The sequence below is a fragment of the Rhodococcus sp. 24CO genome (genome assembly GCF_050586165.1).
Classification (GTDB): domain Bacteria; phylum Actinomycetota; class Actinomycetes; order Mycobacteriales; family Mycobacteriaceae; genus Rhodococcus_F.
The window spans coordinates 94939-108772 of record NZ_JAZFNF010000008.1; the positions used below are offsets into that span (position 1 = coordinate 94939).

13 protein-coding genes are annotated in these 13834 nt (G+C 62.8%); 4 read left to right on the plus strand and 9 right to left on the minus strand.

The window, feature by feature from the left end:
* The first annotated feature begins 56 nt into the window (after positions 1 to 56).
* Positions 57 to 1436: a DUF5933 domain-containing protein gene (locus V2B23_RS20650; protein ID WP_430952058.1), complete on the plus strand. Its 1380-nt coding sequence runs from the start codon at positions 57 to 59 to the stop codon at positions 1434 to 1436.
* Here V2B23_RS20650 and mnhG read toward each other — a convergent pair.
* Genes mnhG through V2B23_RS20680 form a run of 6 tightly spaced genes read right to left on the minus strand, consistent with a single transcriptional unit; the run spans position 1402 to position 7699 of the window.
* Positions 1402 to 1746 (minus strand): monovalent cation/H(+) antiporter subunit G, encoded by a 345-nt coding sequence (gene mnhG, locus V2B23_RS20655; RefSeq protein WP_430952059.1) that lies wholly within the window; start codon positions 1744 to 1746, stop codon positions 1402 to 1404. The genes V2B23_RS20650 and mnhG overlap by 35 nt on opposite strands.
* A complete protein-coding gene (locus tag V2B23_RS20660; RefSeq protein WP_430952060.1) occupies positions 1743 to 2012 on the minus strand; it encodes a monovalent cation/H+ antiporter complex subunit F in 270 nt (89 codons plus the stop codon). The genes mnhG and V2B23_RS20660 overlap by 4 nt, the downstream gene beginning before the upstream one ends.
* Positions 2012 to 2581, minus strand: a complete 570-nt coding sequence (locus V2B23_RS20665; RefSeq protein ID WP_430952061.1) for a Na+/H+ antiporter subunit E — start codon at positions 2579 to 2581, stop codon at positions 2012 to 2014. Before V2B23_RS20665 ends, V2B23_RS20660 begins: the two co-directional genes overlap by 1 nt.
* On the minus strand, positions 2578 to 4254 hold the full coding sequence (locus tag V2B23_RS20670) for a Na+/H+ antiporter subunit D (RefSeq protein ID WP_430952062.1): 1677 nt from the start codon (positions 4252 to 4254) through the stop codon (positions 2578 to 2580). The genes V2B23_RS20665 and V2B23_RS20670 overlap by 4 nt, the downstream gene beginning before the upstream one ends.
* On the minus strand, positions 4251 to 4868 hold the full coding sequence (locus V2B23_RS20675; RefSeq protein ID WP_033235595.1) for a Na(+)/H(+) antiporter subunit C: 618 nt from the start codon (positions 4866 to 4868) through the stop codon (positions 4251 to 4253). Before V2B23_RS20675 ends, V2B23_RS20670 begins: the two co-directional genes overlap by 4 nt.
* Positions 4865 to 7699, minus strand: a complete 2835-nt coding sequence (locus V2B23_RS20680; RefSeq protein WP_430952063.1) for a Na+/H+ antiporter subunit A — start codon at positions 7697 to 7699, stop codon at positions 4865 to 4867. The genes V2B23_RS20675 and V2B23_RS20680 overlap by 4 nt, the downstream gene beginning before the upstream one ends.
* Positions 7700 to 7892: 193 nt before the next feature.
* Between V2B23_RS20680 and V2B23_RS20685 the strand changes: the two genes are divergently transcribed.
* Positions 7893 to 8306: an NUDIX hydrolase gene (locus V2B23_RS20685; protein WP_430952064.1), complete on the plus strand. Its 414-nt coding sequence runs from the start codon at positions 7893 to 7895 to the stop codon at positions 8304 to 8306.
* Here the strand turns inward: V2B23_RS20685 and V2B23_RS20690 are convergent.
* The 3 genes from V2B23_RS20690 to V2B23_RS20700 are packed head-to-tail and all read right to left on the minus strand — an operon-like array spanning position 8263 to position 11646.
* Complete coding sequence (locus tag V2B23_RS20690; protein WP_430952065.1) at positions 8263 to 9606, minus strand: hypothetical protein; 1344 nt, start codon at positions 9604 to 9606, stop codon at positions 8263 to 8265. The genes V2B23_RS20685 and V2B23_RS20690 overlap by 44 nt on opposite strands.
* 13 nt (positions 9607 to 9619) lie before the next feature.
* Positions 9620 to 11005 carry a hypothetical protein gene (locus V2B23_RS20695; protein ID WP_430952066.1) on the minus strand — a complete coding sequence of 462 codons (1386 nt, stop codon included), beginning with the start codon at positions 11003 to 11005 and terminating at the stop codon, positions 9620 to 9622.
* Between the two features lie 26 nt (positions 11006 to 11031).
* A complete protein-coding gene (locus V2B23_RS20700) occupies positions 11032 to 11646 on the minus strand; it encodes a TetR/AcrR family transcriptional regulator (protein ID WP_430952067.1) in 615 nt (204 codons plus the stop codon).
* A 117-nt stretch (positions 11647 to 11763) separates the two neighbouring features.
* On the opposite strand from V2B23_RS20700, the gene V2B23_RS20705 reads away from it, so the two are divergent.
* Positions 11764 to 13032, plus strand: coding sequence for a cytochrome P450 (locus tag V2B23_RS20705; protein ID WP_430952068.1), 1269 nt, complete (start codon positions 11764 to 11766; stop codon positions 13030 to 13032).
* Positions 13033 to 13080: 48 nt separating this feature from the next.
* Positions 13081 to 13833, plus strand: a complete 753-nt coding sequence (locus V2B23_RS20710) for an isocitrate lyase/PEP mutase family protein (protein ID WP_430952069.1) — start codon at positions 13081 to 13083, stop codon at positions 13831 to 13833.
* Position 13834 lies beyond the last annotated feature (1 nt).

Here is a 13834-nt window from a genome sequence, read left to right on the forward strand (position 1 = left end):
GTACCTTTGTCCAGACGCCGTCCAGGTACCGTTCACACGCCGTTTACTATTATCCGGTGTTGACAGACAGTGTGTCCCGAAGTGGGGCTTCAGCAGGACAGACGGGCCAGTCCTGGGCAGCGTCGCACAAGGTCCTGATCCTGGGCAGTGCAGCGGTGCTGGCCCTGGTTCTCGGCGTGCAAGCGTTTGCGTCCTACCAGGGATATCTCGGTCCGGTGGAAAGCCTCTTCGGTGACTACTTCCTGGTTCCTCGTTCGGCAACCATGCCGTGGGTGGGGCTGGCATTGGCCATGGTCGGGCTCAATACCCGCGAACGCGTGTACGCGATCTCCGCTGCTGTTGCCATCGACCTGGTGGTCGGAGTGATCCGCTGGTCTGCCGGCGGTCCGATCACGATGGGAACGGGCGGCACCTGGGTGCTCACGGCCGTGGTCGTGTACGCCTTCTGGAAACTGTCCGGCGAGCGCCGCAGCAGCGTCCTGCGCGGAGCCGTGTTGGGTATTCTGCTGATCGTTGCCGCCAAGGTAGCCGAGACGTGGCTGTGCCTCACCATTCTTGTGGGCACCGACGTGTGGGACGAGTACGTGTTCCTGGCTGATCAGGCCTTGGGTAACCCGTCGTGGGTCATGGGTCAGGTAGTCGACGCACTCGGTCCGGTGGGAGCGGCGATCCTCGACTGGATCTACGTCGAATTGCCCGTCGCGATCATTGTTGTCGCGCTGTACCAATGCCGTAAGGGTTGGCCGTCGCATCACCTTCTGCAGACGTTTCTGCTGATCGGGTTGATCGGACCGATCTTCTACATCCTGTTCCCGGTGGTTGGTCCGGTATTTGCGTTCGGCCCACGCGGTCTCGGATTCCAGATCGGCGACTTCTGGCCGAATATCGTTCCCAACGTGGATTTCTCGGCGCCCGCGTCGCTGCCGTTCGACGACGCGGCGCCGCGTAACTGCATGCCGAGTCTTCATACGGCGTGGGCAGTTGCGCTGTTCACCCACTCGCGCCGCGGCCCGTGGTGGCTGCGGTCCCTGGGTACGTTCTGGCTTCTCGCGACGTTGACGGCAACGTTGGGTTTCGGGTTCCACTACGGAGTCGACCTCATCGCCGGCGCAGTTCTGTGCCTGACTCTCGATGCGGCACTGCACGATCCGGAGCGTGGTTGGGGTTGGTTCCGCATCAGGCTGGTACTCGGCGGCAGCGCGATACTCGTCGGACTACTACTGTCGTACCGGTTCGCGTCCGTGCAGATGGCGGCGTACCCGGAACTGTTCGGGCCGCTGCTTGTCGGAGTTCTCATCGCGATGTCGGTGGCGTTCTTCGCGACGTTCTACGCCAAGCCGGGCACTGCACTGGCGCAGTGGGGCGGCCGTAACGGAGACGTCGCGGACCCGGCGGAGTCAGCTACGGACTCTGCGGCGGGTCTTCCAGTTCGTTGATCTTCATGACGGCGTCCTGCTCGCGCTGCTCGCGGTAGGCCACGCGGCCGACGCTGTGTGCGATCACCGGCGCCGTCAGCATGGTGAAGATGCCGACCAGGACGAGCATCCAGATGTCGACACTGCCGCGCAGCAGGAACACCGCGCCCATGAGTACGAGAACAAGTCCGACGACTTGAGGTTTGGTGGCCGCGTGCATGCGGCGCAAAGTGTCGGGGAACCGCACGATGCCGACAGCGGCAGTCAGGGCGAGCACCGAGCCGAGGAAGATGGCGATGACGCCGATGACGTCGAGGATATTGCCGATCATCGGTCACTCACCCGGAATCGTGCGACGGAGACGGAACCGATGAATCCGACGAGAGCTAGTGCAACGATCGCGGGAACGATCGTGGTGTCTCCGCTGTATGCGGCCCATACCGCGAGTCCACACATGGCAACGGCGACAATCGTGTCCAGCGCGACCAGGCGGTCGAGTGAGCTTGGCCCGTCGATGAGCCGGAAAGTGGTCAGGACTGCGGCGATCGCGAGCATTACTCCGGAGATGATCAGGATGGTAGTGATGAATCCGTTCATTATTGATCCTCCGCTCGGGGCGCATCGAATTCGTAGTCACGTTGGTGCCACGGGCTTGGTTGCCAGTCGGAGTCACGCTCGAACGACGCGATGAACAGTCGCTCGAGATCTTCGACCGACCGATAGAACGCGCTCACCGCTTTCTGCGAACCTACGTCGAGGACGTGGACGTAGACAATCCGACGGTTCTGGTCGATCTCGAGAACCATCGTTCCCGGGATCAGGTTCAAGACGTCGATGCACAGCGTGAGTACCAGGTCGGACTTGATGCCCAGTTGGTAGCGCAGGACACCGGTGACAGGCGGCGGCGACGGCCGGATGGCAAGCCACGCAACCTGGACGCTGGAGATGGCCGCGTAGTAGACGATCACGCCGATCAGACGCAGGATCGAGAGCACGTGCACTCGACCTTCCACGGGGACCGGGGGCAGCGGCAGGAGAACCATGATGACCAGGCCCACGGCAAGTCCACCGAAAATGTTGCCCCAGCTGACGTTGCCCCACAGCAGGATCCACACGATCATGAGCCACAGGAGGATTCCGATACGGAGTACGAGTGAGCGATTCATCGCGGCGCCTCCTCGGTGTCGGCAATCGGGGTGTCGGTCACAGGATTGTCGGTCACAGGGTTGTCGACAACAGGTATCGGTCGGTGATCGCCGAGAACCGCGTCGATGTAGATGGACCGATCCTGTAGATCCTTCGCGGCTCGGTCACTGATGTCGATGATCTGCCCGGCAAATACCGTCAACGCGAGGCCGACGCCGACCAGGGCGACTGTCGGGATCAGCATGAAGGCGGGAATCTTGCCGACATCCTCGCGGTCGTCGAACGCGATGTCCTCTTCGGATTCGTCGATCAGAGCCGACGGGCTGACATCGGCGAGGTCGCCTTCGGGGGCGTCGGCGCGGGCGCGCCAGAATGCCTTGGTCCACACACGGGCGACGGCGTACAGCGTCAGAAGGCTGGTGACGGTGCCGCCGGCCACCAGAATCCAGGCGAGTGAGCTGGCATCGGCGGTGCCGGCTTGCAGGAGCGCAACTTTGCCGATGAAACCGGAGAACGGCGGGATACCACCAAGATTAAGGGCGGGAACCAGGAACACGATAGCCAGAATCGGGCTGGCCGCGGCCAAACCGCCGAGGCGTCGTAGTGACGAGCTTCCGGCTTGTCGTTCGATCAGACCCACGACGAGGAAGAGCGTCGTCTGCACGATGATGTGGTGCGCGACGTAGTAGATGGCGCCGGACAATCCCGAGGTCGTGGAGAGCGCGATACCGAAGATCATGTAGCCGATGTGGCTGACCAGGGTGAAGGACAGTAGTCGTTTGATGTCGCTCTGGGCGATGGCACCCATGATGCCGACCACCATGGTCAACAGACCACACACCATCAAGACGTTGTCGAGTTCACCTTGCGGGAACAGCAGTGAGTGCGCGCGGATGATCGCGTACACACCAACCTTGGTGAGCAGGCCGGCAAAGACGGCGGTGATGGGCGCCGGGGCTGTCGGGTAGGAGTCGGGAAGCCACGCAGACAGTGGGAAGACAGCGGCCTTGATGCCGAACGCCACGAGTAGGACGCCGAAGATTGCGGTGCGGGTGCCGGCCGGGATGTTGTCGAATCGCAGGGCCATGTCGGCCATGTTGAGGGTGCCCGTCGCGGCGTATGCGAAGGCGATGCCGGCGAGGAAGATCAGCGACGACACCATCGACACCATGACGTACGAGACGCCCGCTCGAACGCGGTCGGCACTCGCTCCCAAGGTCAGCAGCACGAAGCTCGCGGACAGCAGTACCTCGAATCCGACGTACAGGTTGAAGAGATCACCGGCGAGGAAGGCGTTGGAAATACCCGCGGTCAGAGCTAGATATGTCGGCAGGAAGATCGACACCGGCTGCGCTTCGTTGCCGTCGCGGATACCCTGACCGATCGCGTACACCATGACGGTGAGCAGGACGATCGACGAGACCACCAGCATCATCGCCGACAGGCGGTCGACGACGAGGGTGATGCCGATCGGCGAATCCCAGCCGCCCACCTGAACTGCGGTGGTGCCGTCGCGGTCTGCCAGATACAGCAGCATTCCGGACACTGCCACGACGGCAACCAGTGCGATCAGGGTGATGACTCGTTGGAACCGGGGACGCCGGCCCACAACGAGTGTTGCGGCTGCGCCCAGCATCGGAATCAGGACGGGTAGAGGCGCGAGTGCGCCCATGAGGTTGGACGAAATGGTCACGTGCGCGCACCTCCCTTACCGTCTTTCTGGCGCTTTTCCGGTTCTTTCTTGCGGGCGAGGTCGGTGGCCCAGTCGGGCACGGGTTCGTCTTCGAAATCGCCGTCGCGAAGATCTTCGTAGCACTCGATGTCTTCGAGGTTGACCAGTTGTTCCAGGGGGATGGGGTTGCCGTCCTTGTCGAATGCGTCGCCGCCGATGCTGGGCGCACCGGTGACGGGGTCGTCGGATCGGTCGTGGTCGGGGGCGTCGGCGGGCAACCGGCGCAGCAAGACCTTGGTGTCCTCGGGATCGTCTTCCACGGCGTCGGCGGTGTTGATCTTGTAAGACCGGTACGCCAGTGCCAGAACAAAGCCGGCCATGCCCATCGTGATCACGATCGCGGTCAGGATCATGCCCTGCGCCAGCGGATCGGCGATTTCCTCGTGGACGGAGTCGCGGCCCACGATCGGCGGATTGCCGTCGCTGCCACCTACGGTCAGGATCAGCAGGTTGATGCCGTTTCCGAGCAGAAGCATTCCCAGCAACATGCGGGTGATGCTGCGCTCGATCAGCAGGTACACACCCGTCGACGTCAGAACGGCGATCAGGAGGAGCATTCCGATATTTGCGCTCACGATGCTTTCACCTCGATTTCTGCGTCGAGGCGGGCGCCGAGACTTCGGAGTACGTCCAGCACCAGGCCGACCACGATGAGGTAGACGCCCAGGTCGAAGAACAGTGCGGTGACAAGTTTGACGTCGCCGATGAGAGGGAGTGTGAACTCGAAGACCGCCGACGAGAGAGCCGGGGCACCGAGGAACAGCGAGATGATCGCGGTGCCGGCCGAGAGGGCCAAGCCCAGGCCGAGGATCTTTCCGGCGTCGATGGGAACGGCTTCACCGAGTTCGTAGCGTCCACCGGCGAGGTAGCGCAACACGAGTGCAAGCCCGGCCGTCAGACCGCCGGCAAAGCCGCCGCCTGGAGCGTTGTGGCCGGAGAAGAAGAAGTAGATCGACAGCACCATGATGGTCGGGAAGACCAACCGGGTGGTGACCTCGAGGACCAGCGAGCGGTGACGCGGATCGATCAGATCACCACCGCGCAGCCAGGTCGTGTCCGTGCTTGCGGCCGCTTTGTCGACGATCACCGAAGGAGCGTCGGCGACGCGTGGTGCGATGCCGAACCGGCGGTTACGGAACACAAGGCTCGCGACGCCGGTCGCGGCAACCAGCAGAACCGAGATCTCGCCGAGAGTGTCCCACGCGCGGATATCGACGAGCAGGACGTTGACCACGTTCTTGCCGTTGCCGATGGTGTACGCGGCGTCGGGAAGCAGTTCGTAGATCGGACGCGTATTGCGAGCGTTGACTGCGTACGCCGCGATGGCGGTGACTGTGATTCCGACGGCACCGGCAAGAAGGGCGCGCGGCAACTTGAACCCGATCGCCTTGCTCTCGTCGATCTCTGCCGGGAACTTTCGAAGCACAAGCACAAAGATCACCAATGTCAGTGTCTCGACCAGGAATTGGGTAAGCGCCAGGTCAGGGGCACCGTGCAGTGCGAACAACACACCGGAGCCGTAGCCGGTGAGTCCGACCAGAATCACGGCCGCCAGACGGTTGCGCATGACGGTTGCCGCGAGGGCCGCGGCGATCATCATCAGCGCGATAGTCAACTGGATGGGGGAATCCCACAACCGGAGATCGACGCCCGTGTCGGTGTCGATGATCAGCAGGACCAGCGGAACGACAACCAGCGTCGCGAGAATGGTCGACTGCGTCCGGGGCAGCGAACCACGCTGGGTGACGCCGGTCAGACGCATGGAGATGGTGTCCATGCCGCGCAGGGTCGCGTCGTAGATACGGTCGGCGTTGCCGAGTGGAGGGTGCTCGAAGTGCAGGCGGCTGATCTGGCGTTGCGCGATGTAGAGCGCAAAACCTCCGGCGATGACCACGCAGGTGAGCAGCAGCGGTGTGTTGACGCCGTGCCACAACGCCAGGTGATAGTCGGCGTGCGGACCGGCAGGCAGGGTGGTGGAGTACGGCGTCAGCAGCTTCTCGAGCTGCGGGGACAGTATTCCGGCGGCAAGTCCGGCAACGGCGAGCAAGCCGGGGGAGAACAGGAACAGAGCGCTGGGCGCATGCATCTTGCTCACGGCGGGGCTGGGCTTGCTCAGAGTCTTGCGTCCGAACGCGCCCCAGATGAAGCGAATGCTGTATCCGACGGTCAGTATCGAACCCAGCACGATGACGGTGATGACCGCGATGGACGACCAGTGGCCGAGGACGTCTGTTTCGAGGACCGATTCGAGAGCAGCTTCCTTGCCGACAAATCCGAGCAGCGGAGGTAGCCCCGCCATGCTGGCTGCGGCGAGGGCCGCGATGATCGCCAGCGCGGGTGCCGTCTTGCCGAGGTGGGCAAGTTTACGCAGGTCACGGGTACCAGTGGTGTGGTCGATGATGCCGACCACCATGAAGAGCGCAGCCTTGAACATGGCGTGCGCCACCACCATCGTCATGCCGGCGAGGGCCGCGTCGCGGGTCCCCAGCCCGACCAGAACCATCATGAAACCGAGTTGGCTGACGGTGCCGAATGCAAGGACGAGTTTGAGGTCGTACGCCCGCATGGCTCGCCAACCGGCAAGGATCATCGACAGCAAACCGAGGCTGATGATGGTGATGCGCCACGGCGGTGAATCCGCGTATCCGGGGGCGAGACGGGCAACGAGGTAGATGCCGGCCTTGACCATCGCGGCGGCGTGAAGATAACCGCTGACCGGGGTGGGTGCGGCCATGGCGCCGGGAAGCCAGAAGTGCAGCGGGACAATTGCGGATTTCGACAGGGCACCGATCAGGATCAGGACGATCGCGACGGACGTCAACCATCCCGTCGGCGGGTTTGCGACCAGGTCGGACAGGTTGTAGCTGCCACCGGCCTGGCCGAGGATGATCATGCCGACCAACATCGCGAGACCACCTGCGGTGGTGACCAACAGTGCCTGGGTTGCGGCGCGGCGACTGGTGGCTCGCTCGGCGTAGTGGCCGACCAACAGGAACGACAGAACCGTGGTCAATTCCCAGAACATGTAGAGCAGCAACATGTTGTCGCTGGTCACGAGGCCGAACATGGCGCCGGCAAATGCCACCATCTCGGCGGCGAAGATACCGAGGCGGGGTTCGTCGTCGTTGAAATATCGTGCGCAGTAGATCAGGATCAGCGTGCCGACGCCCAGAACCAGGACGGCCATGATCGCGGAGAGCGCGTCGAATCTGAAGTCGATGTCCATCGACAGGCCAGGAGCCCACGTGATGTGGAGTGTCTCGACTGTGCCCCATTTGTCGATGACCCAGCCGAGGCTGATCAGCGGAACCAGTGAGAGCGGGAAAAATCCATTTCGCCCGAACCTGCGCACCACAAGCGGAGCCAAGAGGGCGGCAACGGCATGGGCAAGCAGAATACTGAGCAAAAGGCACTCCGTCGTGTTGTGTTCAGCGGGCGGCGGGGTGTCCGAACAAATCGAACGTATCGGTAATTTCGGGACGTATCCCCTTCACAAGGACATCGTCTGGGTGTATATATTACCGGCCTGATTTCTTTCGCCGTGCAGTGCGTCGCTTCGAACTACAACCGTGTGAACTGATACACGTATGTTGGACCGGGTGAAACCGCAGATCATCCGCACCGCTGCCCTTGTACATATTCGGGATCGCCGACTGATTCAGACCCGGTCGGTCGGTAAGACAGCGTTCTACATGGCTGGCGGCAAAATCGACTCGGGTGAGACCACCGAACAGGCATTGCACCGCGAGATTCGTGAGGAACTCGATGTCGGTCTGGTACCGGGCACCGTCGAGTTTCTCGACGTGTTCGAAGCTCAGGCGTTCGGGCATTCGGTGGGTACGGCGCTGCACATGAGTTGCTATCGCGCCGAGATGGACGGTGAGCCCCGTCCTACGAGCGAGATTGCCGAGTTCCGGTACTTCACGTGCGCCGAGTACGAAGCTATGGACGAGGTGGCGCCAGGTTCGCTCAAAGTGTTTCGACGCTTGGTGTTGATGGACCTGATTGACTGATCAGGCGCAGTCGGCGGCTCGCGTAGGCGCAGATGGCCACGATCACGAGGGCTGCGCCGTTGAGGATGAAGACGTCGTCGGATGGTTCGAACCGGCTGACCGGGGTGTCTCCGGTGATGGGCGTGTAGTCGGTCCACCCGTAGGAGAACTGCGGATAGACCAGCAACGCCAATGCCGTGGGGCCGAAGATCACACTGAGACCGACGAGCAGGCGCGATGCACCGGTTCGCGCGGGTTCGCTGAGCATGGCGCTGACAATCGTGTACGCCGCGCCGGCGCCGCAGATGCGGATCAGGACGTCGCTGACCGAAAGCGCGTTCTCCGAAGAGAACGTGGTTGTTGCGACGTAACTCGCAATTCCGGCAACGGACAGGACGCCGAGCACGATGTAGCCGCCCACGAGTGAGGGACGAAACGCAGCGAGCGTTGCTGCCGCGATGATGAGGACCGTGAGAAAAACCGCAGTCGGAACGGGCGCCGATGCCCCGGTGCTCACGGACGCCGACAGGCTGTTTGCCACCGCGGATGCCAGCATGGCCGCGGCGGCCGTCGACATCAGCAGGATCTGGCCGCCCTTCTCCAAAACACGCGCGGCGATGACGGTGACCAAAATGGCACAGGCGACGACGGGAATCGCCGCCCACACCGTGTTGATGGTGATCCACCAGTTCACGGCCACGCCCATGAGCGTCAGCACTGCCGAGATCACCACAGGCCGCACTGCCATCCGTTCCGGTGGCTCGTCGCGATGTCGGTCGGCGTTGCTGCGCCACCATACGAGCGCCGTAAGTGCAGTCAGTCCGAGGGCGATGAGTGTGGCGGCCACGATCGGCGGCTGAAACTGGGTGGTGTCTTGCGCGAGGTAGTCCGCATAGCGTCGTGGAACCGCCGTGGGATCGAGCAGTGCATCCGAAACGAACACGGCAACAAGCACACCCGCTACGGTGGCAGCCCGCACCATGCGGGGAATCGTGACCGTTATTGCTCCGAGCGCCACGCCGGCACCAACCGGGGACAGCGCCTCGAAGGCTTGGTAATACAGGCCTGGCAGTTCCAGCAAGAGCCCACCACATGCAACCAGCGCGGCCGTCCGAATCCGGGTACGAGCGAGACCAGCCGCGGTGCCGACGGCAACAACGGCCAGGACACCCGCCCCGATCGTGCCGATGGACCAGAACCGATCGCCCGACCAAATCGACCTGGACTGGCTTTCCAGGAAGGGAGCCAAGCCGACCACGGTGACCACGAATGCCGTCACGCCGCCGAGTATCAGACGGGGCGTCCTGCTTATGACGGGCACCACTTCACGGTAGTCAATGAGCGTCGGATACGCCGGATTCTGCTGAATTAGAGGTTTGTGGAACCCGTCTGATTGCGGCGCCGCACACTGCGATAATCGTGACGAAGAGGAGTGCTGTTCCGATTGTCTGGGCATTGACGTAGTCGACGGGAATCGTCATGGTGTCTGTTGCAGGCTCCACTTCACCCTCCACGTAGGCGAAGTTCACCCGCACCGGCGGCCACGAAAGCTGATAGGCCAGAACAGCGATCGAGGTGAACGTCATTGCCGCGAACGGGATCGCGAGTCCGAGGGTGGCGTCGACCAGGCTGGCCGGAGCAAGCGCACCGAGCAATGCTGCTCCGCCGAACCCCAGGGCAGCAATTTTCACCACGATCGAGACCGCGGCGTGGGCTGTGGTGAAAGGGAGAAGTTCGGAGAGGGGCACCACGGCAAGGATGACCACCGCGACGGTAGCGGGAATGCGCTTGCTGAGTCGCAACCCCAGCGCGACGGCCACACCCGAAGCGAGCACCACTACCCAAGGAGATTCCAGCGACGCCCATTGGCCGTGTTCACCGTTGACAAGCATCAGGGTCGGGGCCGACGCCGCTGCGAGAGCTGTTGCAGCCCAGAGAAACTTGCCACCCGCACCGGACTGCTCGCCGAGTTGGCGGGCAGCAATCGCCGTGAGGGCCAATGCCGCGGCGGCGCAGAGAATCATGACAATCCAGGCGGTACCTGTACTTGCGAATTCCTGTCGGTCGACGATGGATCCGAGTACCCGGTGCCCGATTGCCAAGGCAATCGCGGCAATGAGTGCGACCCGGATCTCGCCTGCGTCCGGGCGTCTGATGCGGAATCCGGACTGAGCGGTTATCGCGCAGGCGACTGCCATCACAGCAGTTGCCGCCAGCAACAACCATGCAGGTTCGCCCACCGCGGAGGTGCTCATCCGCCCCGCCCCGGTGCCGAAGGCGCGCGCAGACAGGTATCCCGCGATCACACCCAGGAGCACGCCGTTCTTTGCGGCGATCCGATCCCAGCTTGCGGCTACTGCACAGCCCAGAATGACACCCGCCGCAATGCTTTTGAGAACCACGAAGGTGATCAGCAGATCGAGGACGGCAACTTCCGGAACGGCAACCCGGATCAGAGCGATGATCGCCGTTGCTGCGGCAACGGCGATCCACGCTGCTCGGCGGGAACCGCTCCGCTGCGACAGCGCACAGGCGAAGACGGCTACGACGGCGCCAAGTGCGACGGAGGTGGGACCGCTGCTGATCCAGCGATCGATTTCGGACTGCGAGGCGACAATCGCCCAGTCCTGCAGCGGGGGATTGGTCAAGGCGAAGGCGGCAAGTGCCCCCGACGCGAGTGCCGCGAGGGTGGTGAGAATCGCTCGGAAATCGACTGGCATCGAACCAACCTATCGCGGGCCAGCTCTCAGGCCGGCGGGGTCAACGCGGGAAACCAGATGTCGGTCAGGACGTCGGCGGCCACGTCAGCGCCGGCGGTGATGGCGCCTTGCTCGGCCCAACGGATGAAAAAACGTTCGATCTGGGTGAGTAGCAGTTCAACTCGCAGTTTTGCCTCGTCGCGGCGTTCTTGCGGCCAGCGGGCAAGGTACGACGTCATCGCGTTGGGGAGCGCCGAGATGCCGTCGCGGGCGAGGGTGCGAAATTCGGGTTCGAGAACCATGGCTTCGTCCCATGCCCGCATCAGGTGGTGGTGATCGCGGCACCAGTCGAGTGTCCGGTTGATCCACCCCGCAAATTCTGCGCGTGAACCGGAATCGAGGACGTGGTCGAGGTCCTGGAATATCGCGAGCGTGCTGATGACGACGGAATTGGATCCGAGGGCCTTGAGTATGTCCAGTTTGCCGGGGAAGTGGAGATAGAACGTGGCACGGCTGCACCCGACCGCGGCGGCGATGTCTTCTACGGTGACGGCGGCGTAGCCCCGTTCGGTGAACAGTGCGTCGGCGGCGGCCACCAGATCGGCGCGGGTCTGTAGCTTCTGCTTTTCGCGCAGAGTCGGTTTGGCGGCGGTGTCTGTCATTGGAGGAATCTTACGGCTGTCAGCGAAATTGCACGAGACTCCCCGTCTGTCACTTGACAGGTCGTTAGTGAAAGCTACTCTGTGGTGCAGGGCACAATCGACCGATCAGAGGACGCCATGACAATCTCGGATACAACGCGCACACCTGACCTGCCAGCCGGATTCGACGTCACGGACCCCGCGATTCTCGGCGAGCGGATTCCGTTCGAGGAATTTGCCGAACTTCGCCGCAACGCGCCGGTGTGGTGGTGCGAGCAGCCGCCTACCGTCGGCGGTTTTCAGGACGAGGGTTACTGGGTTGTTTCTCGGCACGCCGATGTCAAAGAGGTCAGCCAGCGCAGCGATATCTTCTCGAGCTGGGAGAACACCGCCATTGCGCGTTTCGCCGACGACATGCCGCGCGAGGCCGTCGAGATGCTGCGGCACCTGCTCCTCAACAAGGATGCGCCGGAGCACACCAAACTTCGCAAGCTGATTTCCAAGCTGTTCACCCCGCGCGCCATCAACGGGATGCGCGACGAGTTGGACCGGCGCGCACGCAGCATCGTCGACACCGCTGTGGGTGAAGGCCCGGGCGATTTTGTGAAGCAGGTTGCCAGTGAGCTGCCTCTGCAGGCGATCGCAGATCTGATCGGCGTCCCGCAGGACGATCGCGACAAGCTGTTCAAGTGGTCCAACGAGATGATGGGCTACGACGACCCCGAATACGTGGGTGATCCGGCTGTCGCGTCCACCGAGGTGCTCGGATACGCGTACCAAATGGCCGACGCGCGTCGTACCTGCCCGGCCGATGACATCGTCACCACTCTCGTCCAGGCCGACATCGACGGCGACGCCTTGAGCCCCGAAGAGTTCGGATTCTTCGTGCTGATCCTCGCGGTCGCCGGAAACGAGACAACCCGAAATGCCATTACCCACGGCATGATTGCGTTCCTCGAGAATCCCGAGCAGTGGGAGCTGTACAAGAAGGAACGGCCCAAGACCACGGCCGACGAGATCGTCCGCTGGGCAACACCTGTCACCGCTTTCCAGCGCACCGCCCTCGAAGACACCGAACTGGCCGGCGTCTCCATCAAGAAGGGGCAGCGCGTGGTCATGCTCTACAGCTCGGCAAACTACGACGAGGATGTCTTCGAGGATCCGATGACTTTCGACATCACTCGTAACCCCAATCCGCACTTGGGATTCGGCGGAACGGGTGCGCACTTCTGTATCGGCGCAAACCTTGCACGTATGGAGATCGATCTGATGTTCAACGCGCTCGCCGACAATGTCCCCGACATCACCAAGATCGGTGATCCCCGACGCCTGCGCTCGGGCTGGATCAATGGCATCAAGGAGTTCCAGGTTGATTACAAGAGCACAGGCTGCCCGGTAGCTCACTAGAGTCGGTAGGCGAGAGGTTCACGTCCTACACACATCAGGAGTGCTCGCATGACATCGATCAATGACAAAGCCACTGCTCTACTGGCGCTGCACCAGCCAGGCAACCCCGTCATTCTCCCCACCGTCTGGGATGCCTGGTCGGCAAATCTTGCGGTGGCCGCCGGTTTTGCCGCCCTGACCGTTGGCAGCCACCCGGTATCCGATTCCATCGGCAAGCCAGATAACGAGGGAATCACGTTCGGCGAGTTGGTACGCCGGATCAAGCAGATCACCGGCGCCGTCGACGCACCCATTTCCGTGGACATCGAGAGTGGCTACGGACTCGAGCCCGCTGTGCTCATCGAAGGGTTGATCGATGCCGGCGCTGTCGGTCTCAACATCGAGGACACCGTGCACAGTGAAGGTGGGCGTCTGCGTGAGGCACAGGAGCACGCCGATTTCGTGGGTGGGCTTCGCCAGGCCGCCGACGCCGCTGGTGTTCACGTTGTTGTCAACGCGCGCACCGACCTGTTCGTGAAGCAGGTGGGTGACGAAGCCGATCGTGTGGACCGGGCCATTGCTCGCCTGAAACTGGCCGCCGACGCGGGAGCCGATGTGCTCTACCCCGTCGGACGGCACGACAACGCGACACAGCGGCGTCTGACGTCGGAGCTTCCGTTGCCGGTCAATGCAATCGGGATCCCGGATCAGGACGACCCGGCCAGTTTCGGTCCGCTCGGCGTGGCCCGCGTGAGCTTCGGGCCGTTCTTCCAGATGGCATTGTCGACTCGGGCCAACGAGATCCTGGGGCGCTGGAAATAAC